The sequence below is a fragment of the Hydrocarboniphaga effusa AP103 genome (assembly GCF_000271305.1).
Taxonomy (GTDB): domain Bacteria; phylum Pseudomonadota; class Gammaproteobacteria; order Nevskiales; family Nevskiaceae; genus Hydrocarboniphaga; species Hydrocarboniphaga effusa.
Genome location: NZ_AKGD01000001.1, coordinates 1570962 through 1595458, shown reverse-complemented (window position 1 = coordinate 1595458; position 24497 = coordinate 1570962). Strand labels below are relative to the sequence as shown.

General features: G+C 64.4%; 29 protein-coding genes. 23 read left to right on the top strand and 6 right to left on the bottom strand.

Annotated features, from left to right (window positions below):
• The first annotated feature begins 3 nt into the window (after positions 1–3).
• The 9 genes from WQQ_RS07060 to WQQ_RS07020 are packed head-to-tail and all read left to right on the top strand — an operon-like array spanning position 4 to position 7015.
• The gene (locus WQQ_RS07060) at positions 4–945 is read left to right on the top strand and encodes a dihydrodipicolinate synthase family protein (protein WP_007184427.1); all 942 of its coding nucleotides are present in this window, start codon (positions 4–6) and stop codon (positions 943–945) included.
• Position 946: 1 nt separating this feature from the next.
• The gene (locus WQQ_RS07055) at positions 947–1207 is read left to right on the top strand and encodes a hypothetical protein (protein WP_007184426.1); all 261 of its coding nucleotides are present in this window, start codon (positions 947–949) and stop codon (positions 1205–1207) included.
• Positions 1208–1231: 24 nt separating this feature from the next.
• On the top strand, positions 1232–2059 hold the full coding sequence (locus WQQ_RS07050) for a DODA-type extradiol aromatic ring-opening family dioxygenase (RefSeq protein WP_007184425.1): 828 nt from the start codon (positions 1232–1234) through the stop codon (positions 2057–2059).
• Positions 2060–2066: 7 nt separating this feature from the next.
• On the top strand, positions 2067–2690 hold the full coding sequence (locus WQQ_RS07045) for a 2-hydroxychromene-2-carboxylate isomerase (RefSeq protein WP_007184424.1): 624 nt from the start codon (positions 2067–2069) through the stop codon (positions 2688–2690).
• Positions 2687–4054: an aromatic ring-hydroxylating oxygenase subunit alpha gene (locus WQQ_RS07040; protein ID WP_007184423.1), complete on the top strand. Its 1368-nt coding sequence runs from the start codon at positions 2687–2689 to the stop codon at positions 4052–4054. The genes WQQ_RS07045 and WQQ_RS07040 overlap by 4 nt, the downstream gene beginning before the upstream one ends.
• A gap of 16 nt (positions 4055–4070) precedes the next feature.
• Positions 4071–4643: an aromatic-ring-hydroxylating dioxygenase subunit beta gene (locus tag WQQ_RS07035; protein ID WP_007184422.1), complete on the top strand. Its 573-nt coding sequence runs from the start codon at positions 4071–4073 to the stop codon at positions 4641–4643.
• Positions 4644–4673: 30 nt separating this feature from the next.
• On the top strand, positions 4674–5489 hold the full coding sequence (gene hcaB / locus WQQ_RS07030; protein WP_007184421.1) for a 3-(cis-5,6-dihydroxycyclohexa-1,3-dien-1-yl)propanoate dehydrogenase: 816 nt from the start codon (positions 4674–4676) through the stop codon (positions 5487–5489).
• Positions 5490–5515: 26 nt separating this feature from the next.
• Positions 5516–6133: a glutathione transferase GstA gene (gene gstA / locus WQQ_RS07025; RefSeq protein ID WP_040453673.1), complete on the top strand. Its 618-nt coding sequence runs from the start codon at positions 5516–5518 to the stop codon at positions 6131–6133.
• Positions 6134–6148: 15 nt separating this feature from the next.
• Positions 6149–7015: a fumarylacetoacetate hydrolase family protein gene (locus WQQ_RS07020; protein ID WP_040453154.1), complete on the top strand. Its 867-nt coding sequence runs from the start codon at positions 6149–6151 to the stop codon at positions 7013–7015.
• Positions 7016–7075: 60 nt separating this feature from the next.
• Here WQQ_RS07020 and WQQ_RS07015 read toward each other — a convergent pair whose 3' ends face one another.
• The 3 genes from WQQ_RS07015 to WQQ_RS07005 all read right to left on the bottom strand — a co-directional run bounded on the left by WQQ_RS07015 (position 7076) and on the right by WQQ_RS07005 (position 10051).
• A complete protein-coding gene (locus WQQ_RS07015) occupies positions 7076–8098 on the bottom strand; it encodes a 2Fe-2S iron-sulfur cluster-binding protein (RefSeq protein WP_040453152.1) in 1023 nt (340 codons plus the stop codon).
• Between the two features lie 71 nt (positions 8099–8169).
• On the bottom strand, positions 8170–9696 hold the full coding sequence (locus tag WQQ_RS07010; protein ID WP_007184417.1) for an aldehyde dehydrogenase family protein: 1527 nt from the start codon (positions 9694–9696) through the stop codon (positions 8170–8172).
• A 34-nt stretch (positions 9697–9730) separates the two neighbouring features.
• A complete protein-coding gene (locus tag WQQ_RS07005; protein WP_040453672.1) occupies positions 9731–10051 on the bottom strand; it encodes a non-heme iron oxygenase ferredoxin subunit in 321 nt (106 codons plus the stop codon).
• Positions 10052–10203: 152 nt separating this feature from the next.
• Between WQQ_RS07005 and WQQ_RS07000 the strand changes: the two genes are divergently transcribed.
• On the top strand, positions 10204–11109 hold the full coding sequence (locus tag WQQ_RS07000) for a LysR family transcriptional regulator (RefSeq protein WP_007184415.1): 906 nt from the start codon (positions 10204–10206) through the stop codon (positions 11107–11109).
• Here WQQ_RS07000 and WQQ_RS06995 read toward each other — a convergent pair.
• Together WQQ_RS06995 and WQQ_RS06990 are read right to left on the bottom strand one after the other, a co-directional pair.
• Positions 11099–12028, bottom strand: a complete 930-nt coding sequence (locus WQQ_RS06995; protein ID WP_007184414.1) for a hydroxymethylglutaryl-CoA lyase — start codon at positions 12026–12028, stop codon at positions 11099–11101. The two genes, WQQ_RS07000 and WQQ_RS06995, sit on opposite strands and share 11 nt — an antisense overlap.
• Before the next feature lie 8 nt (positions 12029–12036).
• The gene (locus WQQ_RS06990; RefSeq protein ID WP_007184413.1) at positions 12037–13245 is read right to left on the bottom strand and encodes a CaiB/BaiF CoA transferase family protein; all 1209 of its coding nucleotides are present in this window, start codon (positions 13243–13245) and stop codon (positions 12037–12039) included.
• Between the two features lie 155 nt (positions 13246–13400).
• Between WQQ_RS06990 and WQQ_RS06985 the strand changes: the two genes are divergently transcribed.
• Genes WQQ_RS06985 through WQQ_RS25230 form a run of 8 tightly spaced genes read left to right on the top strand, consistent with a single transcriptional unit; the run spans position 13401 to position 20200 of the window.
• Positions 13401–14384 carry a 2Fe-2S iron-sulfur cluster-binding protein gene (locus WQQ_RS06985; RefSeq protein WP_040453150.1) on the top strand — a complete coding sequence of 328 codons (984 nt, stop codon included), beginning with the start codon at positions 13401–13403 and terminating at the stop codon, positions 14382–14384.
• 10 nt (positions 14385–14394) lie between these two features.
• A complete protein-coding gene (gene gtdA, locus WQQ_RS06980; protein WP_157534535.1) occupies positions 14395–15444 on the top strand; it encodes a gentisate 1,2-dioxygenase in 1050 nt (349 codons plus the stop codon).
• Between the two features lie 49 nt (positions 15445–15493).
• A complete protein-coding gene (locus tag WQQ_RS06975) occupies positions 15494–16189 on the top strand; it encodes a fumarylacetoacetate hydrolase family protein (RefSeq protein ID WP_007184410.1) in 696 nt (231 codons plus the stop codon).
• Positions 16190–16207: 18 nt separating this feature from the next.
• The gene (locus WQQ_RS06970; RefSeq protein WP_040453148.1) at positions 16208–17470 is read left to right on the top strand and encodes an aromatic ring-hydroxylating dioxygenase subunit alpha; all 1263 of its coding nucleotides are present in this window, start codon (positions 16208–16210) and stop codon (positions 17468–17470) included.
• The gene (locus tag WQQ_RS06965; protein WP_040453146.1) at positions 17467–17949 is read left to right on the top strand and encodes an aromatic-ring-hydroxylating dioxygenase subunit beta; all 483 of its coding nucleotides are present in this window, start codon (positions 17467–17469) and stop codon (positions 17947–17949) included. Before WQQ_RS06970 ends, WQQ_RS06965 begins: the two co-directional genes overlap by 4 nt.
• Positions 17950–17956: 7 nt before the next feature.
• Entirely contained in the window at positions 17957–19300 is a 1344-nt protein-coding gene (locus tag WQQ_RS06960; RefSeq protein WP_007184407.1) for an MFS transporter, read from the top strand.
• Positions 19297–19941 (top strand): maleylacetoacetate isomerase, encoded by a 645-nt coding sequence (gene maiA, locus WQQ_RS06955; RefSeq protein WP_007184406.1) that lies wholly within the window; start codon positions 19297–19299, stop codon positions 19939–19941. The genes WQQ_RS06960 and maiA overlap by 4 nt, the downstream gene beginning before the upstream one ends.
• A complete protein-coding gene (locus tag WQQ_RS25230; RefSeq protein WP_083844445.1) occupies positions 19907–20200 on the top strand; it encodes a helix-turn-helix domain-containing protein in 294 nt (97 codons plus the stop codon). The genes maiA and WQQ_RS25230 overlap by 35 nt, the downstream gene beginning before the upstream one ends.
• Before the next feature lie 227 nt (positions 20201–20427).
• On the opposite strand, the gene WQQ_RS06950 is transcribed toward WQQ_RS25230, so the two are convergent.
• On the bottom strand, positions 20428–21426 hold the full coding sequence (locus WQQ_RS06950) for a GlxA family transcriptional regulator (protein WP_007184405.1): 999 nt from the start codon (positions 21424–21426) through the stop codon (positions 20428–20430).
• Positions 21427–21563: 137 nt separating this feature from the next.
• Between WQQ_RS06950 and WQQ_RS06945 the strand changes: the two genes are divergently transcribed.
• The 5 genes from WQQ_RS06945 to WQQ_RS24620 all read left to right on the top strand — a co-directional run bounded on the left by WQQ_RS06945 (position 21564) and on the right by WQQ_RS24620 (position 24443).
• Positions 21564–21869: a putative quinol monooxygenase gene (locus tag WQQ_RS06945; RefSeq protein WP_007184404.1), complete on the top strand. Its 306-nt coding sequence runs from the start codon at positions 21564–21566 to the stop codon at positions 21867–21869.
• Between the two features lie 33 nt (positions 21870–21902).
• Positions 21903–22667 carry a GlcG/HbpS family heme-binding protein gene (locus WQQ_RS06940; RefSeq protein WP_007184403.1) on the top strand — a complete coding sequence of 255 codons (765 nt, stop codon included), beginning with the start codon at positions 21903–21905 and terminating at the stop codon, positions 22665–22667.
• Positions 22668–22826: 159 nt separating this feature from the next.
• Positions 22827–23054, top strand: coding sequence for a hexameric tyrosine-coordinated heme protein (locus tag WQQ_RS06935; protein ID WP_007184402.1), 228 nt, complete (start codon positions 22827–22829; stop codon positions 23052–23054).
• Between the two features lie 517 nt (positions 23055–23571).
• Positions 23572–24189, top strand: coding sequence for a putative quinol monooxygenase (locus tag WQQ_RS24855; protein WP_007184401.1), 618 nt, complete (start codon positions 23572–23574; stop codon positions 24187–24189).
• Positions 24189–24443: a hypothetical protein gene (locus tag WQQ_RS24620; RefSeq protein ID WP_192812950.1), complete on the top strand. Its 255-nt coding sequence runs from the start codon at positions 24189–24191 to the stop codon at positions 24441–24443. Before WQQ_RS24855 ends, WQQ_RS24620 begins: the two co-directional genes overlap by 1 nt.
• Positions 24444–24497 lie beyond the last annotated feature (54 nt).

Genomic DNA, 24497 nt, shown 5'->3' with positions numbered 1-24497 from the left:
ATCATGCCCACACCCGCGACCCCGGACGCCGGCGACTGGCGCGTCCAGAACACCGTTGACCTCGACGAAACCGCGAGAGCGGCCGAAAAGCTGATCGCCGCCGGAGTCGATGCGATCGTGACCCTGGGCTCCCTGGGCGAGTGCGCGACGCTGACCTGGGAGGAGAAGCGCGCCTACCTGGGGACGCTGGTCGAGACCGTGCGTGGCCGCGTGCCGCTGTTCGGCGGCACCAGCAGCCTGGGCACGCGCGAGACCATCCGGCAGACGCGCGAGGCACGCGACATCGGTATTGACGGCGTCATGCTCGGACCGCCGATGTGGTGCGCGCCTGATGTGCCGACCGCGGTGCAGTTCTACCGCGACGTCGCCGAGGCATGCCCGGACACGGCGATCTGCATTTACGCCAACCCGGAGGCCTTCAAGTTCGATTTCCCGCGGCCGTTCTGGGCACAGGTCGCGGAGATCCCGCAGGTCATCACGGCGAAGTACCTGGGTATCGGCGCACTGATGGCGGATCTGAATCTGACCAAGGGACGCATCCGCTTCCTGCCGATTGACGCCGACTACTACGCCGCCGCACGTATCGCGCCGGAGGCCTGCACCGCGTTCTGGACCAGCGGCGCAGTCTGCGGCCCGGCGCCGGTGCTGCGGCTGCGCGACGAGGTGGAACGGGCGAAGAAGTGCGGCGACTGGGCGCAGGCGCAGGCGCTGACCGGAGCTATCGGCCGCACTTACCAGACACTGTTCCCGCAAGGCTCGTTCAAGGAGTTCTCGCTTTACAACATTGGCCTGGAGAAGGCGCGCATGGACGCCGCCGGCTGGATGCGAGCGGGCCCGGCCCGGCCGCCGTACACGCTGGTGCCGGAGGCTTATCTCGAAGGCGCCCGCGAGTCTGGCCGGCGTTGGGCACAGCTGCACCGCGAATATGACAGCAGGGGAGGGTGACATGAGTACCAATGCACTGGAAAAGGCCTTGTGGCAGATCGGCACCAACCCGGTGGAGACAGAGCGCTACCGCGCCTGCCCGCAGACCTATGCGGCCGAGTTCCGGCTGGACGAAGCGGAGCGGGCCATCCTGGCTGATCTGGATGTCGGCGCGATGGCGCGGCGCGAAACCAGCACGCTGCTGCTGATGATGGCTTTCCTGGCGGTGCGCGGGCCTGGATCGATGGGCGAGTACATGCAGAGCATGAACCGTCCGGCCTGAGGCCGACCTACGAAGGAGATAGAAATGGCAGAAATAGTGGGCGGCTTCCTGATGCCGCATGACCCCTTGATCCCGAGCATTACCGATGCGGCGGAACCGGCGCAGTGCGACCGCGTGCTCGGTGCCTTCGAGAAGGTCGCGCGCCGGGTCGATGAACTTGATGCCGACACTGCGATCATCATCGGAGACGATCACTACGCGCTGTTTGGGCCGCACTGCATCCCGCGCTGCCTGATCGGCATTGGCGATGTCGAGGGGCCGGCCGAGAAGTGGCTCGGCTTCGAGACCGGCGTGATCGAGAACAACGAGCCGCTGGCCAAGCACATCCTGTTCAGTGGCTATGACGATGGTATCGACTGGTCCTTTGCCAAGGCCCTGACGGTGGACCACGGGGTGGCTGTGCCGCATCACTACTGCGTCAAGTCCAATGTCGGGCTGCGCACCATTCCCGTGTATCTCAACTGCGGTGTGATGCCGGTGGTGCAGGGGCGTCGTGCCCAGCAGATTGGCCAGAGCATCCGCCGCGCTATCGGCAGTTGGGGTGGCAAGGAGCGGGTGGTGGTGTTCGGAACCGGCGGCATCAGTCACTGGGTCGGCAGTGCAGAAATGGGCCGCATCAACGAGAGCTTCGACCGCCGCATCCTGGCGCTTGCGGGCGCCGGTGACGTCGAGGGTCTGATCGCGCTGTCCGACGAGGAGATCCTGCGCGAGGGCGGCAACGGCGCTCTGGAGATCCGCAACTGGATCTGCGCCATGGCTGCTCTCGGAGAATCCAGGGCCGAGCTGATGCTGTACGAGCCGGTGCCGCAGTGGATCACCGGCATCGGATTCGCCGAACTGAAGGCGGCCTGAGCTCCCCGTGTCCCACAACCTGCAGTTCTTCCTAGACTTCATGAGTCCCTTCGCCTACCTGGCGCACCAGCGGCTGCCGTCGCTTGCGCGCCGCTATGGGCGCGGCATCACCTACTGCCCGATCGACCTGCCGGCAGCCAAGCGTGCTGCCGGCAACAGCGGCCCACCCAACGTGAAGATCCCGGTGAAGCTGCGCTACCTGGTGACCGACATGGATCGCTGGGCGCGGCGCTACGGCGTACCGCTGAAATTCCCGGTGTCGCTGGACTCGGGCCTGATGAACAAGGGTCTGTTCTATGCCATCGACCGAGCCCAGGCGGAATCCTATGCAGGCGTCGCCTGGCGCCGCTGTTGGGGCGAGGGCGGCGATATGGGTGACCCCGCGCTTCTGCAGGAGGTTGCGGAAGAGCTCGGCTGGGACGCGGGCGAGTTCCTCGGGTTTCTCCATTCGGAGGACGCCGAGGCGCGGTACGACGCCAGCAACAGGCGCGCCCAGGAACTGGGTGTTTTTGGGGTGCCGACGATACTGATCGGCGATCAGATGTGGTGGGGCAACGACCGCCTGGACTTCCTCGAGGAGTACCTCGCGCAGCCCGATTTGAAGTTTGCGATACAGGAGAAAGTACCATGAGTTCCATCAATACCTTGATCGATGTGCGGAACGGTCTGCAGAGCGCGCGCATCTATCATGACCGTGATATCTACGAGCAGGAGATGGCGCAGATTTTCGCGCGCTGCTGGCTGTTCCTGACGCATGAGAGCGCGATCCCGAATCCGGGTGACTTCGTTACCGCGCGCATGGGCCAGGATGAGGTCATCGTCGTGCGACAGCAGGACCGGGGCATCAAGGCCTTCCTCAACGTGTGCCGTCACCGCGGAGCGCGCCTGTGTCCGGTCGAAGCCGGAAATTCGCGGGGCTTCGTCTGCAACTACCACGGCTGGTCCTATGGCTCGGATGGTTCGTTGCAGTCCGTGCCGTTCGAGAAGGAGCTGTACAAGGGTCGACTGGACAAGGCCACGCATGGCCTGCGCGAAGTAGCCAAAGTGAAGAGTTATCACGGTTTTGTTTATGGCTGCTTTGATGCCGCCGCCCCGAGCCTGGAGGACTACCTGGGCGAGGCGCGCTGGTACCTGGATATCTGGATGGAAGCCAGCGGCGGCGTCGAGTTGATCGGACCGCCCGGGCGCTCTATGGTGCATTGCAACTGGAAGGCGCCGAGCGAGAACTTCGTTGGCGATGCCTATCACGTTGGATGGACCCATGCTGCCGCGCTGAAAGCCGGTGGCGGCATGCTGGCGCCGATGGCCGGCAATGCGGGCCTGCCGCCGGAGGGCGCCGGCCTGCAGGTGGCGACGCGCTACGGCCACGGTTTGGGCATCCTCTACGACGTCGCCCCCGGCTCCCACGACGGCAAGCTGGCCGCCGACCTACTGGCGTGGCAGGCCCAGAAGCGTCCCGCGATCGAGAAAGCGGTGGGCGCCCTGCGCGCGCGCTACTACGGTTCGCACATCAACGGTTCGGTGTTTCCCAACAATACCTACCTCTGGGGATCCAACCTGTTCAAGGTCTGGCAGCCTCACGGGCCCGATCGCACCGAGTGCTTCACCTGGGCGATTGTGGAGAAGGACATGCCGGCGGAGCTCAAGCAGCGCATCGCCAATTCCATGCACCGCACCTTCGGCGTGGCGGGCTACTGGGAGGCGGATGACAACGACAACATGGAATCGGAAAGCCAGCTGTCTCGCGGCTATGTCACGCGCCAGGGCTTCATGAACGCGCAAATGGGTATCGGTGGTGACCGCGAGGACCCGGAACTGCCGGGCGTGGTCGGCGAGTCGGCCATCGGCGAGACCTCCTACCGTGGCTACTTCCGCTTCTACCAGGAAGTGATGGCCGCGAAGGACTGGCACGACATGGATCCCAACGACTCGCAGTGGAAGCGCCAGCTTATCGAGGCAGGAGCCGATCCGACCACCGTCGCGGCAGCGGCCTGATCCCCGGAGACCCTATATGGCAAACGATGCAGCGGTAGCGGTGAAGCAGGACACGGCCGGAACCGTGCCGCCGGAACAGTACGCTCCGGACGCGGTCTGGCGCGAGGCCGAGCGGCTGTTGTACCGCGAGGCCCGGTTGCTCGACACCGAGCGCTTGTCCGACTGGCTGGAGCAGATCGTGGATCCGACGATTCGCTACATGGTGGTGAGCAGGGAACTGCGCTTTCGCAAGGAGAAACGCTATGGACAGCCCGCGGAGGTCTTCATGTACGACGACGACTATGGCTTCCTCAAGGCGCGTGTCGACCAGTTCCACAGCGGCATGCAGTGGCGCGTCGATCCGCCGGAGCGCTACCGGCGTCTGGTGACGAATGTCGAGGTGTTCGAGACCGGCAAGGACGGCGAGTTCGCGGCGCGCAGCAATTGCCTGGCGGTCCGCACGCGCCGCGCCTACGAGATCGACCAGTTCGTGTACTGCCGGGAGGACGTCCTGAGGCGCTGCCCCTTCGGCACGCTGCGGCTGGTGCAGCGACGTATCGACTTCGACGAGCGCTCGGTGGCTGGCCGCAATCTGGTGATGATCCTTTGACAGACGAGAAACAACATGGCGGAGCGAAGCATGGGATGGCTTGAAGGCAATGTGGCAATCGTCACCGGCGGCGGTTCCGGGCTTGGCAGGGCGCTGGTCGAGCGCTTCATCAAGGAAGGCGCAAGGGTGGGCGTACTGGAGCGCAGCGCCGAGCGCGGCGAGGAACTGCGGCGCGATTTCGGCGATCAGGTCGAGGTCGTAACGGGCGATGTCACGACCTGGGAGGACAATGCCCGTGTGGTGGAACGGACCGCCGCGCGCTTCGGCCGGCTGGACACCTTTATCGCCAACGCGGGCATCTTTGATTTTTTCCAGGCCCTGCCGCAGCTGGAGCCTGAGAAGATTTCCGCGGCCTTCGATGAATTGTTCGCGGTCAACGTCAAGGGCGGCCTCCTCGGGGCCCGGGCAGCGTTGCCGGAGTTGCTGAAGAGCCAGGGCAGCATCATCTTCACGATCTCCAATTCCGGCTTCTATGCCGGCGGAGGCGGCCCGATCTATACCGCCTCCAAGCATGCGCTGGTCGGCCTGGTGAAGCAGCTGGCGCATGAGCTGGCACCGAAGGTGCGCGTCAACGGCGTCGCCCCCGGTGGCCTGCGCACCAACCTCAGCGGCCTGGCCGCGACGGGGACCGCGCAGCAGGCGCTGAACCAGATCGATGAATTCGACCAGATGATCGTCGGAATCACGCCTTTGCGTATGGCGCCGACGACGGCACAGACCTGCGGACCCTACGTCCTTTTGGCCTCGCGCGAAAACGCGGCGCCCATCACCGGTGTCGTCATCAACAGCGATGGCGGCTTCGGCGTGCGCGGCATCATGAATGTCTGCGGCGGCGAGAACCTGTAACTCCATTACATAGGGGAAAACCCATGCTGAAGCTGTACTACAGTCCCGGTGCCTGCTCGCTGGCGGCACACATCGCCTTGTGCGAGTCAGGCCTGTCCTTCGAGCTGGAGAAGGTCGACTTGGCCAGCCGCCGGACCGCCTCCGGCGGCGACTATCTCTCGATCAATTCCAAGGGCTATGTGCCGGCGCTGCAGTTTGCCGACGGCTCGGTATTGACTGAGGGGCCGGCGATCCTGCAGTACGTCGCGGACCAGAATCCGGGGCTGCGACTGGCGCCGCCAGTCGGCAGCCGAGAGCGCTACCAACTACAGGCCTGGCTGAACTTCTTCTCCTCCGAACTGCACAAGCAGTACAGCCCGCTGTTCAACCCGGCTTGCACCGCCGAGCAGCGCCAGACAGCGATAGCCGCGCTGGAGCGGCGCTATATCTGGCTGGCCAACGAGCTGCGCGACCGCACCTATCTGGTCGGCGATTGCTTCACGATAGCCGACGCTTACCTGTTCACGGTCAATGGCTGGGGCGCTTTCATCGGTTTCGATCTTGGCCGCTGGCCGGTGATCGGGGCATACCAGCAGCGCATCGCCGCCCGCCAGGCGGTGCAGGCCGCGTTGCGCGCGGAGGGCTTGCTGAAGGATATGACCTGAAGCGCGGGGCATGACATGAAAATCTGTCGATTCAACGGCAACCGCCTCGGAGTTCTGGTAGGAGACGGCGTTCTGGACGTGACGCCGGCGCTGGCCGCGATCCCCCTGCAGCATTGGCCGTTGGCACAGGGCGATCCCCTGATCCTGCATTTCGACACTGTACTGGAGCGAGTGCGGGAGCTGCTGCCCGAGGCACCGCGCCTGGCGCTGGATCGCCTGGCGCTGGATTCACCGGTGGCCAATCCCGGCAAGATCGTCAATGCGCCGATCAACTACCGGGCACACATCGACGAGACCAGCCAGGACGCAGCCATTGCGCATGGGCGCGACATGACCCGGAGCATCTGGGACTGGGGCCTGTTCCTGAAGGCCAGCAGCGCGCTGATCGGTCCCTCCGAACAGATTCGCCTGCGCTTTCCCGATCGCCGAAATGACCACGAAGTGGAACTGGCGGTGGTCATCGGTCGGCGCTGCCACCAAGTGTCCCGCGAGGAGGCCTTGAACTACGTCGCCGGCTACGCCATCGGCCTGGACATCACGATCCGCGGCCCCGAGTTGCAGAGCTTTCGCAAGTCGCCGGACACCTATGCGGTATGCGGGCCCTGGCTGGCGACGCGGGACGAGATTCCGGATCCCGGCGTATTGGATCTGCGCCTCTGGGTCAACAACGAACTGCGGCAGTCGGCCAATACCCGGCAGCTGATTTACGATGTGCCGCGCCTGATCGAATACGCCTCCAGCTTCTACACGCTCCATCCGGGCGATCTGATCTTCACGGGCACGCCGGAGGGGGTGGGGCCGTTGCTGCCCGGTGACCGGGTGGACGCGGAAATCGCGCAGATTGGCCGTTTCAGCATCCAGGTGGCGGACCGCTACGTCTGATCGTACAGAAGGCTCGTCTCCAATCACCGCGCCGGCATTTTGCCGGCGCGGTGTGTCCGCTTAGACGAAACGGTCGAAATGCAGCTGTGCGGTTGGCACGCGCTTTTCCAGCATCAGTAGTCGCTGCAGTGCGTCCGTCATCGGCGGCGGGCCACAGAAGTAGTAGTCGTATCTGCTGGCATCGCCCGCCGACTCCAGCCACCCCTGCAGCACCTGGTGCACGAAGCCGCGCTGGCCTTCCCAGGCCCCGGCATGCGCTGGGTCGGAGATCGCGGTGACGCACTCGACTCTTCTGGCCAGCGCCTCATCGCGCGCCAGCAGGGCCGGCGCGCAGAGGTCTGCCGGCGTACGGCCGCCGTAGAACAGCAGCAGCCGCTTTGACGCCAGCTGCGGTGCCCGTGCCGCAGCGGCCAAGATCGACAGCAGTGGCGAAATGCCCGAGCCGCCGCCGACGCAGACGATGTCGCGGTCATTGTCCGGGCGCAGGTGTGCCATGCCGTAGGGGCCGTCCAGGCCGATCGTATCGCCGGGCTGCAGGCCCTCGAACAGAGCCGCGCCGCCGCGACCGGCGCCTATTTGTTTGATCACGAACTGCCAGAGGCCCTCGCCGTTCGGCAGATTCGACATGGAGTAGGCGCGCGCGCCAGCGACGCCCGGCAGGTCCAGCAAGGCGTACTGGCCAGGCAGGAAATCCGCCGGGTCCCCTGCGCGGAAGCTGAACTCGGCCATGTCGGCGGTCAGCCGCGTTCTCGATACCAGGGTCGCACGCCGCCGCGTGGGTCGCAGCGACGGCTGGCAGTCTGGCTTGAGCCGGACGCGCAGTGTGCAGTCACCGCTGGGGACCGTTTGGCAGGCCAACTGCCGCCCGCGCTCGCGGGCCCGTGGCGTGAGGCCCGGGGCCTGAGGCCACAATTCTTCGAGGTCGCCGGAAACCCTTTCGAACTGGCAGGAGCCGCAGCCACCGGAATTGCACTCGTAGGGGAAGGCGATTCCGGCACGCAGCGCGGCACGCAGCACCGTATCTCCGGCATCGCAAGGAAAGCTCTGACCGCTGGCTTCGAGGGTAATCAGGTGTCTGGCCATTGTGTTATGGAATAGAAAAGGCGGCCGGCGTCGACACTGCCGACGTGGCCGCCAAGGAGGAGCAGGGAGGCTTACTGCTGCCCGAAGACGCCGATCGGACCTTCAGCAAGGTTGACGATCACGCTCTTGGTCAGGGTGTAGTGGTTCATCACCTCGGCGGCAAACTCGCGGCCGAAACCGCTCTGCTTGTAGCCGCCGACCGGCATGCCGCCAAGGAAGTTGTAGTAACGGTTGACCCAGACCGTGCCGGTTTCCAAGCCCCGCGCGATGCGATGGGCGCGGGAGAGGTCCCTGGTCCACAGTCCGCCACCGAGACCGTAGACCGAGTCGTTTGCCATGCGCACCACCTCTTCGTCGTCGCGAAAGCCGATGACGCAGCTGACCGGCCCGAAGATTTCTTCCTGGGCGATGCGCATGCTGTTGTCGACGTCGAAGAACACCGTCGGTTCGATGAACAGACCATCCTCGAATCCGGCCGGGGCGGCCTTGCGGCCACCGGCGGCGAGCTTGGCGCCCTCCTGCTGGCCGAGTTCGAGGTAACCCATGATCTTGTCGTACTGCGTCCTGGAGACCTGCGGGCCGATCTGCGTCGTCGGCTCGCGCGGGTCTCCTGCCTTCACGCGCTTGAGCAGGGAGGTGAACTTGTCGAGGAAGACATCCTTGACCTTTTCGTGCACGAAGACGCGGCTGCCAGCCAGGCAAACCTCGCCCTTGTTGAGCACGGTCGACATCGCCGCGCCCTCGGCGGCGGCATCCAGGTCGGCATCCTCGCAGACGATATTGGCGGACTTGCCACCCAACTCCATGGTCTGCGGAATGATGTTGACGCTGGCGTACTGCATCAGCTTTTGTGCCGTCGGACGGGAGCCGGTGAAGGCGACCTTGCGCACCTTCGGGTGCGTCACCAGTGCCTCACCGACGCTGGGGCCATATCCGGTGACGACGTTGACCACGCCTGGCGGCAGAAGATCTGCCATCTCGCGGAAGAACTCCAGCACCGACAGGCAGACGATCTCGGAGGGCTTCAGCACCACGGTGTTGCCAGCAGCCAGAGCCGGCGCCAGCTTCGCGGCCATCATGATCAGCGGAACGTTCCAGGGAATGATCTGCGCCACCACCCCCAGCGGTTCACGCAGCACGATACCCAGGGTATTAGGTGCGTCGATCGACTGGCCATGAAGGAACCAAGGAGCTCCGGAGAATATCTCGAACTGCTCGATGGCCATCGGCAGGTCGAAATGCATCGCTTCCATAGCGGGTTTGCCATTGTCCAGGCAATCCATCATCGCGTAGTCGGCCATTCGCGCACGCAGGCGGCGCGCCATCTCGTAGAGGACGCGCTGGCGCTCGGAGCGCGGCGTCAGCGACCAGGCCGGAAAGGCTTGCGCTGCGGCATCGACAGCTCGGCGCGCGTCCTCGGCGTTGCCGGACTGGATATACGACAGAGTCTGACCGTTGGCGGGATTGATCATCGGGATGCGCTCGCCGCTGGCACCCTGGACCCATGTGCCGCCTATGAAGTGGCCATACTCCTTCTGGAAGTATTTCGCTGCATAGGCGGCATCGCCGTTGCGGTCCGGGAATTCGCTCTTGGTCATTTCTGGTCTCCTCGTTCGACTGGCGGCTTGTCCGTCAGTGATCCTTGATTTCGGTATAGAGATCGCCGCCCTCGACGATCACCGGGTAGGTCTGCAGCGGCACTTCACAGGGGAACTGCGTGGCCTCACCGGTCCTTACGTTGAAGCAACCCCCGTGGAGGGGGCACTCGATGGTGTCGCCCTCGAAGAAGCCGTCGCTCAGCAGGGCGACGTTGTGCGTGCAGACGTTGCTGGTGACGTAGATTTCGCCGCCGACGTCGAAGGCGGCAACCGGCGGAAGGCCGGCGATGTCCAGGGGCAGCATGCCGGCAGCGGGGACGTCGGCCCTGCTACAAAGCCGTATTTTTCTTGTCATTGAAGTGCGCTCTCCGATTCTCGACCGTTGGTCTGTCAGCTGTTGCCAAAGGATCGTGAACGGCAGAGCATCATTCAATAGAATGAGAGTAATGGACCTCATCACTCCGCTGAATGTCGGTCCAGCGCGCGTCAGGTTCAAATGGAGGCGCCATGGATCTGAATAAAGTCGACCTGAACCTATTGCTTGTGTTCAACCAGCTGGTAATCGAGCGGCGCGTGTCGCGCGTCGCCGAAAGCCTGGGGATCTCGCAGCCAGCGGTGAGCAATGCGCTTAACCGCCTGCGCAAGCTGCTCAACGATGACCTGTTCCTTCGTACCTCTCACGGCATGGAACCCACGCCTCGTGCGCTGCAGCTGGCCGAACCGATCGCCTACGCGATCGATACGATCAAGAGCGCGCTGAGCCAGGAGAGTGTGTTCGAACCGGCGACCAGCACGCGCAGCTTCACCATTGCGGCGACCGACATCGGCGAGATCTATTTCCTTCCGCCGCTGCTGAACCGGCTCGCGGAGATGGCGCCGGGCGTCACCCTGTCGACGATCCGCCACAACCCGGCAAACCTGAAGGACGACATGGAGAGCGGCCGCGCGGATTTTGCGATCGGCCTGCTGCCGCAGCTGCAGGGCAGCTTCTTCCGCCAGCGCCTGTTTCGTCAGCGCTTCGTCTGCGTGTTCCGCAACCAGCATCCGCTGGCCAAGCGCAAGATCGTCAGCAAGGAAGATTTCTACTCGGCGAAACACGCCGTGGTGGTGCTCCATGGCACCGGTCACGGAGAAATTGACAAGCTGATTGACGGCAAGGGCGCCGAGCGCAGGATACAGTTGTCAGTGCCGCATTTCGTTGCGATGGGCCATATCCTGCAGGAAACCGACCTGATCGCGACTCTGCCGGAGCGTCTCGCGAAACGCCTCGAAGGTCCCTTCAAGCTCACATGCGTGCCGCATCCGGTCAAACTGCCGGATCACTCCATCGACTTGTTTTGGCATGCCAAGCTGCATCGCGACCCGGCCAACCAGTGGCTGCGGCGATTGCTGTTCGAACTGTTTACCGTTTGACGATGGCCGCGGGGCGCCGTTCCAGGCGCCGCCCGGCCTTGAGGATTTGACCGGGGACTTCGTGGCCGACCAGCTTCTGCAGCCTCTCGGAAGCGGCGAGCAGGATGTCGATGTCGATGCCGCAGTCGTAGCCCTGCAACTCCAGCATGTGCGCGACGTCCTCGGTGCAGACATTTCCTGTGGCACCCGGCGCATACGGGCAGCCGCCCAATCCGCCCAGCGAAGCGTCGAAGCGCCTGACGCCTGCAGCTGCGCCGGCCAGCACGTTGGCCAGGCCCATGCCGCGGGTGTTGTGGAAGTGCAGTGTCAGCGTCTCCAGCGGCCATCGTCGCGCCCAGGCGGCGCTGATCGTGGAAACCTGGGCGGGGTAGGCCATTCCGGTGGTATCGCAGAGCGCAATGCTGTCCACGCCGAGATCGAAGAACTGCCATGCCCAGTCGAGCACACGTGCCTGAGCGACCTCACCTTCGTAAGGACAGCCGAAGGCGGTTGATAGCGAGACGTTGATGGCGATGCCGGCCGTGCGTGCCAGGGCGACGACCTCGCGCAAGGCGCTGAAGGACTCTTCGCAGCTGCGTCGCAGGTTGGCACGGTTGTGACTCTCACTGACCGACATCACCAGGTTGAATTCGTCCGGCCGCAATGGCAGTGCGCGTTCGGCTCCCCGCAGGTTCGGCACCAGGACCGTGTAGATGATCTCCGGCGCGCGATGGATCGTGCCTAGCACGGCGTCCGCATCGGCCAGCGCCGGGATGGCCTGGGGCGATACGAAGGACGTGACTTCGATCTTGGCCAGGCCGCTGCGCGACAGCATGTCGATCAGCGCGATCTTGTCGGCACTGGGCACAAAGCAGGCTTCGGCCTGTAGGCCGTCGCGCGGGGCGACCTCGGTGAGGTGGATGCGGGGACGCGGATTCATTGCATGGGTCATACGATGCGCGCCCCGCGCAAGGCAGAAAGGCGCTCGCCCTCGATCCCAAGGCTGGCCAGCACGGCCTCGGTGTCCTCACCTAGCCGCGGCGCGGGGTGGCGAATTCCGCCAGGACTTAGCGACAGCTGGGGGATGATGCCCGGAACTTCCAGCATGTCGCCCTCCCGCGTGGTCACGGTCTGTATCATGCCGCGTGCACGGTATTGCGGGTCCTCGGCGATGTCTCGGGCGGAGTAGACCCGGCCGCAGGGCACGCGTACTGCCTGCAGTGTCCCTAGTACCTCCTCGACGCGGCGTAGCCGGGTCCAGGCGCCGATCGCTTCATCGAGCTGCGCGGCGCGGGCAACACGGCCTTCGTTGTCGGCTAGTGCCGTGTCCTGCGCCAGGTCTTGGCGGCCGATCGTCTCCATCAACCGCCTGAAGATGCTGTCGCCGTTGCCGGCGATCAGGACGTGGCCGTCGCTGCAGGGATAGGCGTTGCTGGGTGCGATACCCGGCAGCGCGCTGCCCGCTGGTTCACGTATGACGCCGGCGGCGCTGTACTCCGATAGCAGGCTCTCCATGCAGTTGAACACGGCCTCGTACAGCGCCACGTCGATCATCTGGCCGGCCCCGCCGTTGACCTTGCGGTGGTACAGCGCCAGCAGTATGCCGATCACGCCGTGCAGTGCGGCCAGGGTATCGCCGATGCTGACGCCAACCCGAACCGGCAGGCGTCCGGGCTCGCCGCTGAGGTGGCGCAGGCCGCCCATGGCTTCGCCGATGACGCCAAAGCCCGGACGGTCGCGGTAAGGGCCGGTCTGGCCATAACCGGAGATGCGCAGCATCACCAGGCCCGGGTTAAGCGCCGATAACTGCTTCCAGCCCAGTCCCCAGTCCTCCAGCACCCCGGGGCGGAAATTCTCGATCAGCACGTCGGCCTCTTCCGCGAGACGTCGCGCGATGTCCTGCGCCTCGGGCTGGCGCAGGTCCAGCGTCACCGAACGTTTGTTGCGCGACTGTATCTGCCACCAGACCGAGGTGCCGTTGCGAAGCAGGCGCCAGTTGCGCAGCGGATCGCCCTGTCCCGGCGGCTCGATCTTGATCACTTCGGCGCCGAAGTCGCCGAGAATCTTGCCGGCGAAGGGACCGCCTATCAGCTGGCCAAATTCGAGAACCTTGAGTCCTGTCAGAGGCGGCGGGTCGGTACGTGCATCGCTGCTCATCGTTGATCCCTGTCGGTGTCGGAGTGCGCAGACTAGCCCGCGATCCTCCGGATACAACATTCACCAGAGTGAACTGCATCATTCACCTCATACGATTTACTTATGGTGGGGCATCTCCGATTCTGCAATCGAAGTGGATCAGAGGAGCAACGAGAGTGGAACTGGTGGTGCGACCCAGCGGGCGTGTCCTGGAAGTACAGGCGGGGGAGACCCTGCTGAACGCGCTATTGGCCAACCAGGTTCCTATCTCGCACAGCTGCAAGGACGGACGCTGCGGCGTCTGTCGCTGCCGGCTCCTGCGCGGCAAGGTCGTGGGGCCGGCGCGGCAGATGCGTCCGTCGCCGGTTCCGGGGTCGTCCTGCGTGCTGGCCTGCCAGAGCGTGCTGACCGAAGACTGTGTGATCGAGATTCCCGCGCCGGAAGAGGTTGTAGTTCACCCGGCGCGCACGATGAGGGCCGAGGTCGTGGCGGTGGCGCCGCTGTGCCGCGACACCCTGCGGCTGAGGTTGCGGCCACAGGCGGCGCTGTCGTTTTCCCCGGGACAGTACGTCGAGCTGGAATTCGAGCGCGGCCTTGCTCGTCCGTACTCGATGTGCGGATTGCCGGGAAACGAACTGGAGTTTCACGCTCGTCTCCATCCAGGGGGCCGTGCTTCCGCCCGCCTTTCCGGAGAGCTCAAGCCCGGCGACATGCTCAAGCTGCGTGGGCCGCTGGGAAGCACCTTCCTGCGATCTCGCAATGAAGATCCCATCCTCTGTGTGGGTGCCGGCACCGGTCTGGCACCGACGCTGTCGATCCTGCGCGGCATCGCCGCCGCAGGAATGAAGAATCCGCTGCAGATCTACTTGGGGTTCACCTGTCGGGAAGACGTCTATGGCCAGGACGAACTGGCGCAGCTCCTGGAGCATTTGCCGGCGGCGTGTGCGCACACCGTGGTCGCGACCGGAGCCCTCGACCGTGGCATGAGGCGTGGCCTGCTGACAAGCGCGATCGCGGCTGATTTCCCCAGCCTTGCGGGCTGGCGCGGCTACGTTTTTGGATCGCCGCACGCGGTGGACGCCACGGTTCGTACGCTGCGGGAGAAGCAGATGGCGGAACAGAGCATCTACGCGGAACCCTTTCACATCACCGGAAACTAGCCAGGCTCCCATGACCTCCGCTGCCATGATCGACCCCGCTGGCCTCGATGCCCGCCGCGAGTACTACGAACGCATCGACCGCCACCACCTCACGCCGCTCTGGGAAGTGCTAGGGACGTTGGTGCCGCCGACGCCGAGAAGCCCGGCACAGGCGGCACTGTGGCGCTACAACCAGGCCCGCGCCTATCTGCTTGAAGCCGGCGGGTTGATCAGTGCGCACGAGGCCGAGCGCCGGGTGCTGGTGCTGGAGAATCCCGGATTGCGGGGGCAGTCGCGCATCACTCAGAGCCTTTATGCCGGCCTACAGCTGATCCTGCCGGGTGAAGTCGCGCCAGCGCATCGCCACACGCAGTCGGCGCTGCGCCTGGTGCTGGAGGGCGAGGGCGCCTACACCGCGGTGGACGGCGAGCGCACGACGATGCGCCGGGGTGATTTCATCATCACCCCGGCTTGGACCTTCCACGATCACGGAAACTCCGGCACACAGCCGGTGATCTGGCTCGATGGCCTCGACATCCCGATCGTGCAACTGCTCGACGCCGGCTTCGCTGAAAAGAGCGCGCAAGACGAGCAAGCGGTGATACGGCGCGAGGGCGATGCACTCGCGCGCTACGGGTACAACATGCTGCCGGTGGATTTCGAGCCGCAGCGCCAGGATCCGACCAAGGTCTTCGTCTATCCCTACGCCCGGACGCGAGAGGCGCTGCGTGGGATCGCATCAGGCGACATCGATCCGCATCACGGTTACAAGCTTCGCTACGTCAACCCGGCCACCGGAGGTTCCCCGATGCCGACGATCGGCGCGGCGGCTCAATTGCTGCCCGCCGGCTTCGAGACCCGCGGTTGCCGCAGTACCGACAGCAGCATCTTTGTCTGCCTGCAGGGCGGTGGTGCGGCGCGCATCGGCGAGACCGAACTGAGCTTTGGCGAGAACGACGTGTTCGTCGTGCCCTCCTGGAATGAACTGCATCTCCAGGTGACCTGCGAAACCATCCTGTTCAGCTATTCCGACCGCCCGGTCCAGCGACTGCTGGGTCTGTGGCGCGAGCAAAAGGCCTGATTACACATCCAGGTTCACAACCCGATTCACAGTACTCGAGGAGAGTTTGGTGAAGTACACATTTTCGCCCGCGCCGGGCTATGTGCTGCCGGTGGCCGGCAGCGACGAACAGTTTCCGGTCAATCGCATTTTCTGCGTCGGCCGCAACTACGCGGCCCATGCCCGTGAAATGGGCCAGGACGAGCGCGAGCCGCCGTTCTTCTTCATGAAACCCGCTTCCGCGACCGTGGCCGTCAACGGCCAGACCGCGGAGATTCCGTATCCGCCGATGACCGGCAACTTCCATCATGAGATCGAGCTGGTGGTGGCGATCGGCCGGCAGGGCAGGGCGGTGTCGCAGGACGAGGCCGAGTCGCTGGTCTACGGCTACGCCGTGGGCCTGGACATGACGCGCCGTGACCTGCAGCTGGAGGCTCGCGACAAGGGGCGCCCCTGGGAGTTCGGCAAATCTTTTTCGCAGTCTGCGCCGATCGGCGCGATCCGTCGGGTCGCCGACGTGGGCCATCCGAAATCCGCTTCCATATCGGTCGCTGTCAATGGCCAGCCGCGCCAGGCTTCGGATATCGCCAAGCTCATCTGGAGCGTGCCGGAGTGCATCGCCTTCTTGTCGCAGTTCGAGACCCTGCAACCGGGCGATCTGATCATGACCGGCACGCCGGAAGGCGTCGGCGCGGTGGTCGTCGGCGACCTGATGGTGGGACGGATCGATGGTCTAGGCGAAATCCAGGTACGCGTGGCGGGCTGACCGCTCAGGAGAACCGCCATGAACGACGCCCCCATCACTCTCCCTTCGTCGCCGGGTTGGCCGGGCGACGGGGTGCACCGCGTGCCCTATTGGGTCTACACGGATCCGGATACCTATCGACGCGAACTCGATCGCTTCTACTACGCCGGTCACTGGTGCTATATCGGCCTGGAGGCCGAGATCCCGCACCCGGGCGACTTCCGCCGCTCGGTTGTCGGAGAGCGTTCGGTCATCATGGTGCGCACCCAGGACGGCGGCGTGCGGGTGCTGGAGAACGTCTGCGCCCATCGCGGCGCGCAGTTCTGCCGCGAGCGCCAGGGTAACCGCAAGGAATTCGTCTGCCCCTACCATCAGTGGGCCTACGATCTTGAGGGCAAGTTGCGCGGCATTCCCTATCGCCGAGGTATCCGCCAGGACGGTCAGCTCAATGGCGGCATGCCGGCTGATTTCCAGATGGAGGGCCGCGGCCTGACCTCGCTCAAGGTCGCGGTGCGCGGCGGCGTGGTGTTTGCCAGCTTCGACCACTCGCTGGAGTCCTTTGAGGACTACCTCGGTCCGACGATCCTGTCCTACTTCGACCGCGTTTTCGACGGCCGCAAGCTGAAGATACTGGGCTACAACCGGCAACGAATTCCGGGAAACTGGAAGCTGATGCAGGAAAACATCAAGGATCCCTATCATCCGGGCCTGTTGCATAGCTGGTTCGTGACCTTCGGCTTGTGGCGCGCCGACAGCAAGACCTCACTGAAGATGGACCCGCACAAGCGCCATGCCGCGATGATCGGCGTGCGCAGCGTCGGCAAGCCGGCCGGGGACGTCGTCTCCGGCGTGACCAGCTACAAAGCCGACATGAGCCTGCGCGACCCGCGCCAACTCGACATCGTGCCAGAGGAATGGTGGAAGGGTCCGACCGCGGTGATGTTGACGCTGTTTCCGAGCCTGATCATTCAGCAGCAGGTCAATAGTCTCTCAATGCGGCATATCCAACCGCGCGGGCCTGGCGTGTTTGATTTCGTGTGGACTCACTTCGCCTTCGAAGACGACAGCGACGAGATGATCCAGCGGCGCTTGCTGCAAGCCAACCTGTTCGGCCCGTCCGGCTATGTTTCCGCGGACGACGGCGAGGTAATCGAGTTCTCGCAGATGGGGTTCCAGGAAAAGCCAGACCAGCAATGCCTGCTGGAAATGGGTGGGCACGATAGCGAAGAGGCAACCAACATCGCCTCGGAGACACTGATTCGGGGCATGTATCAATACTGGCGGCGGGTGATGGGCGTATGAATCAGGCACTTGAACCGCTGGTGTACACCGAGCTTTTGCAGCTCTACGCCGAGTATACGGCCACCGTCGATGCGGGCAACTGGGACCGCTGGCCCGAGTTCTTCACCGAGGATTGCGTCTACAAGCTCCAGCCGCGCGAAAACCATGAGCGTGGGCTGCCGCTGGCGACGCTGCATTTCCATAGCAAGGGCATGCTGCAGGACCGCGTCTACGGAATCCGCGAGACCCTGTTCCATGACCCCTACTACCAACGGCATGTCGTGAGCCTGCCGCGCGTCCTGGCGGTGGACCGCGGCCGCTGGTTTCTGGAGGCGAACTACGCGGTGTTCCGTACCAAGCTTGGGGAAATCAGCACAGTGTTCAATGTCGGCCGCTACCTGGACGAAGTGGTGAGGGTAGATGGTGCGCTGAAGTTCGCGTCGCGCTTCTGCATTTACGACAGCGAAATGATCCCCAACGCGATCATCTACCCAATCTAGGAACCTAATGACCGGCGTATTTCGGATCACCGAGCTGATCGACACGCGCCCGCTGGGACGCCTGCAGCTTGAGGTTGTCACGCTGTGCGCTCTGGTGGCCTTGCTTGACGGCTTCGACACCCAAGTCATCGCCTACGTCGCTCCCGCGATTGCCGAGCAATGGGGCATGGCGCCGTCGGCGCTGGGGCCGGTGTTCGGTGCCGGGCTGCTGGGTCTAATGGCCGGCGCGCTTATCGGCGGGCTGCTGGCCGACCGTTGGGGGCGCAAGTGGACGATCGTGGTTTCGACTCTGCTGTTCGGTGTGTTCGCGCTGGCGACAGCCTGGGCGCAGACGCCCGGACATTTGCTGGCCTTGCGCCTGCTGACCGGGCTAGGCCTGGGCAGCGCGATGCCCAACCTGGTCGCGCTGACCTCCGAGTATGCTCCGGCGCGACTGCGCACCATGCTGGTGACGCTGATGTTCTGCGGCTTCCCGCTGGGCTCGATCCTCGGTGGCGTGCTTAGCGCGCTGTGGATTCCAAGCCTGGGCTGGCCGGCGCTTTTCGTGTTGGGTGGCGCTGTCCCCCTGCTGCTGGCGTTGGTGCTGGCCTGGCGCTTGCCGGAATCGCCGGGCTTCCTGCTTTTGCGGCGCGCGCGGAGCCGTGAACTCCAGCGCGTGCTGGAACGGCTGGAGCCGGGCAGACGTCATGATTTGCGAAGCGTTATCGCCGGCGAACCGCCGCATCCGGGATTTCCTCTACGGGAGTTGTTCCGCGGTCGGCGCACGAAGGTCACCTTGCTGCTGTGGACCGCGTTCTTCATGAACCTACTGGTCATGTACTTCATGGTCAACTGGCTGCCGACCCTGCTGACGCTGACCGGCTACTCGCTAAGCTTGGCGATCCTGGCCTCGTCGTTGCTCAACTTGGGCGGGATCGGCGGGGGCATCCTGTTGGCTGCCTTGGTGCGACGCTATGGCCCCTACCGGACGCTGGGAGCTGCCTTCGTGCTGGTTGCCGCCATCGTGGCGGCGCTGGCCCACGTGACGGCGCTACCGCGGCTGACACTGCCAGCGATCTTCTTGGCCGGCGCGGGCGTAGTCGGCGCGCAATTCTGCCTCAACGCCTTGGCTGCCGAGGCCTATCCGACCGCGATCCGTGCTACCGGTGTCGGTTGGGCGCTGGGCATCGGTCGAATAGGCTCGGTCGCCGGTCCGCTGCTGGGTGGACTTCTGCTGGGCTGGGGGTGGTCCCCAGACCAACTGGTGCTGGCCTGCGCGATCCCGGCGCTGGTCACGGCAGCGGCGATCTTCGGCCTGGCGCGGCTGAGCGCCCCGGCTCCCGGCCCCTCGTCCCGGAACCTGCTTCCATGAAACTTCACACCTACTACCGCAGTTCCGCCTCCTACCGCGTCCGCATCGCGCTTAACCTCAAGGGGCTGGAGGCCGAACATCTGCCCGTGCATCTGACGCGAGATGGGGGCGAGCAGTTCCTGGCGAAGTTCCGCGCTACAAACCCCGCGGCGCTAGTACCGGTGCTGGAAGACGGTAGCGAACGTATCGCCCAGTCATTGGCAATCATTGAATATCTCGACGAGCGTTACCCGGAATCGCCGTTGCTGCCGGCCTCCGCCGCCGACCGTGCCTGGGTCCGGCAGATCGCGCTGGCCATCGCCTGCGATATTCACCCGCTAAACAATCTGCGCGTCCTGAAGTACTTGACCGGCCCGATAGGCTTGTCGGAGGAGCAGAAGCAGACCTGGATACGCCATTGGATCGATCTCGGGCTACAAGCGCTCGAGAGCAGGCTGGCCACATCGCCGCGCCGCGGTGCATTTTGCTTCGGCGATCGACCGACTTTGGCGGATTGTTGCCTGGTGCCCCAGTTATTCAATGCGGAGCGCTTCGGGATGGCGCTGGACGCCTATCCGACCCTGCGGCGCATCGAGCAGGCCTGCAATATTCTGAAGGCTTTCCAGAATGCACATCCGGCGAATCAACCGGATGCGGAGTGATGCGAGCCGGCAGCCGGCACTTAATGTTCCTGACCGGGAAACTTCGATGTCATTTGCTGGGATCGGTTTGCGTGGTCGCAACTCCAGAGTAAGAGTAGAGGTCCTGACGAACCGTGAGAAGCTCGTCTTCCAAGCCTTGCGGGACGGGTTGACCGCTCCCGAGACTGCAAAGGCGTTGGGGGTGTCAATCAACACCATCAAGTTTCATCGAAAGAATCTTTACTCGAAGCTGGGAGTAGGTCGCGCCTGGATGCCGTGAGAAGGTTTGATGCTGGTGAGGAAGCCTACTCATCCTGGCATGCATAGGCATCACGTTGTAGCAGGAGGCCGAGCAAGCGAGACGGCCACTTCGCTTCTCCCGCCCATATACGCATGTGCCCTTAGGTCTTCATCCGAGCATCTCGGAGGCGGTCATTTTCGAAGGCGATAACTGACACTTAAGCGACAGTCGCTGATCAGCCCAAAGCAGACGTTTAGCGTACGTCTCTACCCGTCCATTCCGCCTCGTCTTCCTATCCATGCACGATAGGCCGTGGGTGTCATGCCCGTATGCCGCACGAAGGCGCGGCGGAAGCTGCCCTCATCACGCCAGCCGCAATGCTGCGCTACGGCCTTGACCGCGGTGCGGCTGGTTTCCAGCAGGGTGCGGGCGGTCTCCAATTGCACGCGGGCAATAAAACCCTTGGGCGACTCCAGTCCAAGATTCTTCAGACGCCGGTGCAGGGTGCGCTCGCTGGTGGAAAGCTGTGCGGCTAGCGCACTCGGTGTCAGTCCTGCGTCGCCCCGGTGACTGCGCACGGCTTTCTCGGCTGCCAGCAGAAAAGGATCATGCGCTTGCATGTGGCTGGGCGGCACATACACGCTCTGCGCCAACGGCGCGGTATCGACCACGGCGAAATCGGCGGCAGTGCGCGCCGCCTCCGGCCCGGCCAGCACGCGGATGGTGTGCAGGGCGAGATCAATCCACGACAAGGGGCCGCCTGCCGTCACCACCCGGCCATCCTCGATCAGGGCGCTTCCCCAGGCCGGGTCGGCTTTCGGAAAGCGGTGCTTGAGCTCGTCGTGCAGCCACCAGGTGGTGGTGCAGCGACGGCCATTGAGCAGGCCGGCCTCGCCCACCACGAACACGCCCGCGCAGCTGCTGCAGATGTAAGCACCGTGTGCGTGCTGCTGGCGAAGCCAGGCGGCGGCCTTGGCGGTCTGCGCGTTTTGAGGCGGCAGGCCATCACTGGCGGGCATGAGGCCGGGGATGAGCACAGCGTCGGCGCGGGGGATGTCCTTGAGCGCGGCATCCACGGCGAGCCGGCGGCCCCGGCCATCGGTTACGGCGCGGCCATCGGGACTGGCGACGATCACCTCGCATAGCGGCCAGCGCCGCGCCTTGGGTTGGCTCTCGCCCGCCTTGCCGGCCAGCCAGAACACATCCGCGAGACCGACCAAACCGGAGGGCAGGTTACCGTCGAGGGCGAGCAGCACGACATGCATGGCGGATTCCGGCGGTTTGGAGTGATGGCGGATTTTGCCGGTTAATTGTCCGACCCGCCACAGCCAGGTGGAGGTTGGACACGTCCATACTGCGCCCCGCAGTCGCTGTATTCCCAAACCGTTAGCCGGAGCACCCCATGAGCCACGTCGCTGCCGTCGTCACCTTCAAAGCCCAGCCCGGAAAGGGCGCGGAAGTCGCTCGCCTGGTCGGTGCCGCCCTGCCGGAAGCCCTCAAGGAAACCCCCATGCCGCTGTGGCTGGTGCTGCACTCCGAGGCCAACCCGGACGTCGTCCATATCGTCGATGTGTTCGTGGACGCCGCCGGACGCGACAACCACCTGCGCGACACCACTGCCGCCCAGATCATCGCCACCGTGCCACCGCATCTCGCAGCGCCTCTCGACATAGCCCCCATGCGGCTCGTTGCCGCCAAGGGTCTCTGAATCCCCCTCACCTGAAACACCGCACCGGAACTCATGAAAACGACCATCTCCCTGGTCGCACTTGCCCTCGCTACGGCCACGACGGCCCAGGCCGCACCCGCTGCCACCGCCAAGCTGCTGGCCGCCGACAAAAGCTGCGCGGGCCTGCCGACGCACGCCGAGTTCAAAGCCGCACTGCAAGCGGCGCAGAAAGAAAAGAACGCCGCCTTCGGCCTCAACATGTGGGGTGCGGTGGTGAACCGCGCCGGCGTGGTCTGCGCTGTCGCCTTCACCGGCGACAATTGGGGCGATCAGTGGCCCGGCAGCCGCGTGATCGCCGCGCAAAAGGCCTACACCAGCAACAATTTCAGCCTGCCCAAACTCGCGATGGCAACAGCCAATCTCTACAGCATCGCCCAGCCGGGCGGCTTCGCCTTTGGCATCCAGGAGTCCAACCCCATCACGCCGGAACGCGCCTACGCCGGCCCCACCGCATACTGGGGCCAGCCCAACGACCCTATGGTGGGTGAGCGCGTGGGCGGCTTCAACGTCTTCGGCGGCGGCCTGCCGCTCTACAACGCCAAGGGCGAACTGATTGGCGCGCTGGGCACCTCGGGCGATAGCAGTTGTGCGGATCACTTCATCAGCTGGCGCACGCGCAGCAGCTTGAAGCTCGACTACGTGCCGGCAGGCCTGGGCCCCAACGGCGTGGATCAGATTGCCTTCTCCGGCCAGTGGAGCCAGCCGGTCTGCGGCGACCTCAAGGCGCACGAAGAGGTGGTGAAGAACCTGCCGCTTACCCGGAAAGCCGGTCAGTAACCCGCTGATCGCTTCTCAAATTTCTCAGATTGTCGTTGCTCGGCCCCAGTGGATCAGTACAAGGCCACTGGGGCCTTGGTCCGCAGTGACTGGCCATCGCGTGTCCCTTTGCAATCGGTCGGACAAATCTGAGGCTCAACCATCCTCTCGAGAATCATCATGCTGATCCCTGGCAATTCGTTGATCACCGCCACGCCAGAGGAGGGTCGCCAGCTTGCCATGACGATATCCAGGCTGGTCATCAAAACCACGCAACCGGATGACGCGGTGCGATCCAGGCTGCGCGATGTCTATGCGAACGACGCGATGGCTTTACTGCAGGTCGGCCAAACGGTCGCCATCGAGTTCGCCACGATCGCAGCCGCAAACAACTATTGGAGAAAGTAGCCAGGTCTCGGGCCTGCAGCTCCAGAAGGTCAAACCCTAAATGCCGACTAGCGGTTTAGTGCGGCTGATCAGCCGGAGCAACTCGACTTGAAGGACCGCTTCTGGCACCTCAGCGACAGTCGCTGATCAGCCCAAAGTCGCCATTGGCGGTCCGACTCTGGAAGGTCGCCGATCCAACGCGAGCGGACGGGCGTGCTGTCGACACGGCCCTGACTGCAACATTGCGGCGACACATGGCCGGACCGCTCTCTTGCGAACGAGCGACTTCTTCCGGGGGCAGCCGTGACGATGCGGCCGCCTCGGTGGCTGGCGGCCGGCCGATGTCGATGATCCAATCCGCGGCGGCGACGAGTTCCGAACGAGCGACGACTTGCCCAGTTCGGAGAGACGTTCGAACGCCACAAACGCGTGACGACGGAGGGCGACGGGCGCGCGCCCGAGGGAACGGAAACACCCCTGCGCTGTCTATGTAACCCGGCAGCGAGGGACCTGTCGTTCAATTTCCCGGAGGTGCGAGATGATTACCCGTGGCCTGCTGGTTCGCCTGGAAGCCAAGCCAGGCGAAGAGTCGGCGGTGGAGGATTTCCTCCGATCGTCGCTACCGCTCGTGCAAAAGGAAGCCGGCACCACCGCGTGGTTCGCCGTTCGGTTTGGGCGGGGCGAGTACGGGATCTTCGATGTCTTTCCGGACGACGCCAGCCGCGATGCGCACCTGGCCGGTGAGGTCGCAAAGGGGCTGCAAGCGCGCGGCGAAAAGCTCTTCTCGCGGACGCCGCGCATCCAGAAACTGGACGTGCTCGCCAGCAAGCTGCCTGTGGGCAGCGTCCCGCAGCAGGACACCAAGGGGCTGCTGCTCACCTTCAAGGCCAAGGCGGGTCATGAGCAGGAGGTCGAAAGCTTCCTGCGCGATGCCGAGAACCTGGTGAAGGAAGAGCCGAAAACCACCGCGTGGTTCGCGATCCACACTTCCGAAGGTGAATACGGAATATTCGACGTATTTCCGGACAACGGCGGCCGCTTTTCCCATCTGGTGGGGCACGTGCCGCGAGAGCTGGCGAAGCACGCGCTCACGCTGCTGGGCTCCGTACCCGACATGGAGATGCTGAACATAGAAGCGGAGAAGCTCGCCGCCTGATGGTCGGCGCCGCGTCGCTAAATGGCTCTTTCGAGGATGTCGAGACCGCGCTCGGAGGTGGCGCGGTCGATGGTGAGGGCGGGCATCAGCATGAGGACGTTCTCTTCGGCGGAGATCAGCAAGCCGCCTTTCCTGCACGTAGCACCGATTTTGCCCGCGTAGTCCTCGTCTTTCAGTTCGATGCCGATGGCGAGGCCTGTTGCCGCTCGCTGAAAACTGACCAGCAAATCGAGGATCTGCTCGCGGAAAATTGAATAGGGTGTTCCGACTTAGCCTGCGGGGTTTAAGGCCCAGCAGGGAGAAGAGGT

Bases quoted from the DNA above. Each gene is read 5' to 3' on its own strand.
- WQQ_RS06965 (WP_040453146.1), top strand. From the start codon at position 17,467: ATGAATCAGGCACTTGAACCGCTGGTGTACACCGAGCTTTTGCAGCTC.
- WQQ_RS07050 (WP_007184425.1), top strand. From the start codon at position 1,232: ATGGCAGAAATAGTGGGCGGCTTCCTGATGCCGCATGACCCCTTGATC.
- WQQ_RS07040 (WP_007184423.1), top strand. From the start codon at position 2,687: ATGAGTTCCATCAATACCTTGATCGATGTGCGGAACGGTCTGCAGAGC.
- WQQ_RS06935 (WP_007184402.1), top strand. From the start codon at position 22,827: ATGCTGATCCCTGGCAATTCGTTGATCACCGCCACGCCAGAGGAGGGT.
- WQQ_RS06950 (WP_007184405.1), bottom strand. From the start codon at position 21,426: ATGCATGTCGTGCTGCTCGCCCTCGACGGTAACCTGCCCTCCGGTTTG.
- WQQ_RS07015 (WP_040453152.1), bottom strand. From the start codon at position 8,098: ATGGCCAGACACCTGATTACCCTCGAAGCCAGCGGTCAGAGCTTTCCT.
- WQQ_RS07035 (WP_007184422.1), top strand. From the start codon at position 4,071: ATGGCAAACGATGCAGCGGTAGCGGTGAAGCAGGACACGGCCGGAACC.
- WQQ_RS24855 (WP_007184401.1), top strand. From the start codon at position 23,572: ATGATTACCCGTGGCCTGCTGGTTCGCCTGGAAGCCAAGCCAGGCGAA.
- WQQ_RS07060 (WP_007184427.1), top strand. From the start codon at position 4: ATGCCCACACCCGCGACCCCGGACGCCGGCGACTGGCGCGTCCAGAAC.
- WQQ_RS06990 (WP_007184413.1), bottom strand. From the start codon at position 13,245: ATGAGCAGCGATGCACGTACCGACCCGCCGCCTCTGACAGGACTCAAG.
- WQQ_RS07055 (WP_007184426.1), top strand. From the start codon at position 947: ATGAGTACCAATGCACTGGAAAAGGCCTTGTGGCAGATCGGCACCAAC.
- WQQ_RS07005 (WP_040453672.1), bottom strand. From the start codon at position 10,051: ATGACAAGAAAAATACGGCTTTGTAGCAGGGCCGACGTCCCCGCTGCC.
- WQQ_RS07020 (WP_040453154.1), top strand. From the start codon at position 6,149: ATGAAAATCTGTCGATTCAACGGCAACCGCCTCGGAGTTCTGGTAGGA.
- WQQ_RS06970 (WP_040453148.1), top strand. From the start codon at position 16,208: ATGAACGACGCCCCCATCACTCTCCCTTCGTCGCCGGGTTGGCCGGGC.
- WQQ_RS06960 (WP_007184407.1), top strand. From the start codon at position 17,957: ATGACCGGCGTATTTCGGATCACCGAGCTGATCGACACGCGCCCGCTG.
- hcaB (WP_007184421.1), top strand. From the start codon at position 4,674: ATGGGATGGCTTGAAGGCAATGTGGCAATCGTCACCGGCGGCGGTTCC.
- WQQ_RS06945 (WP_007184404.1), top strand. From the start codon at position 21,564: ATGAGCCACGTCGCTGCCGTCGTCACCTTCAAAGCCCAGCCCGGAAAG.
- WQQ_RS06995 (WP_007184414.1), bottom strand. From the start codon at position 12,028: ATGAATCCGCGTCCCCGCATCCACCTCACCGAGGTCGCCCCGCGCGAC.
- gtdA (WP_157534535.1), top strand. From the start codon at position 14,395: ATGACCTCCGCTGCCATGATCGACCCCGCTGGCCTCGATGCCCGCCGC.
- WQQ_RS25230 (WP_083844445.1), top strand. From the start codon at position 19,907: ATGCACATCCGGCGAATCAACCGGATGCGGAGTGATGCGAGCCGGCAG.
- maiA (WP_007184406.1), top strand. From the start codon at position 19,297: ATGAAACTTCACACCTACTACCGCAGTTCCGCCTCCTACCGCGTCCGC.
- WQQ_RS07010 (WP_007184417.1), bottom strand. From the start codon at position 9,696: ATGACCAAGAGCGAATTCCCGGACCGCAACGGCGATGCCGCCTATGCA.
- WQQ_RS07000 (WP_007184415.1), top strand. From the start codon at position 10,204: ATGGATCTGAATAAAGTCGACCTGAACCTATTGCTTGTGTTCAACCAG.
- WQQ_RS06940 (WP_007184403.1), top strand. From the start codon at position 21,903: ATGAAAACGACCATCTCCCTGGTCGCACTTGCCCTCGCTACGGCCACG.
- WQQ_RS24620 (WP_192812950.1), top strand. From the start codon at position 24,189: ATGGTCGGCGCCGCGTCGCTAAATGGCTCTTTCGAGGATGTCGAGACC.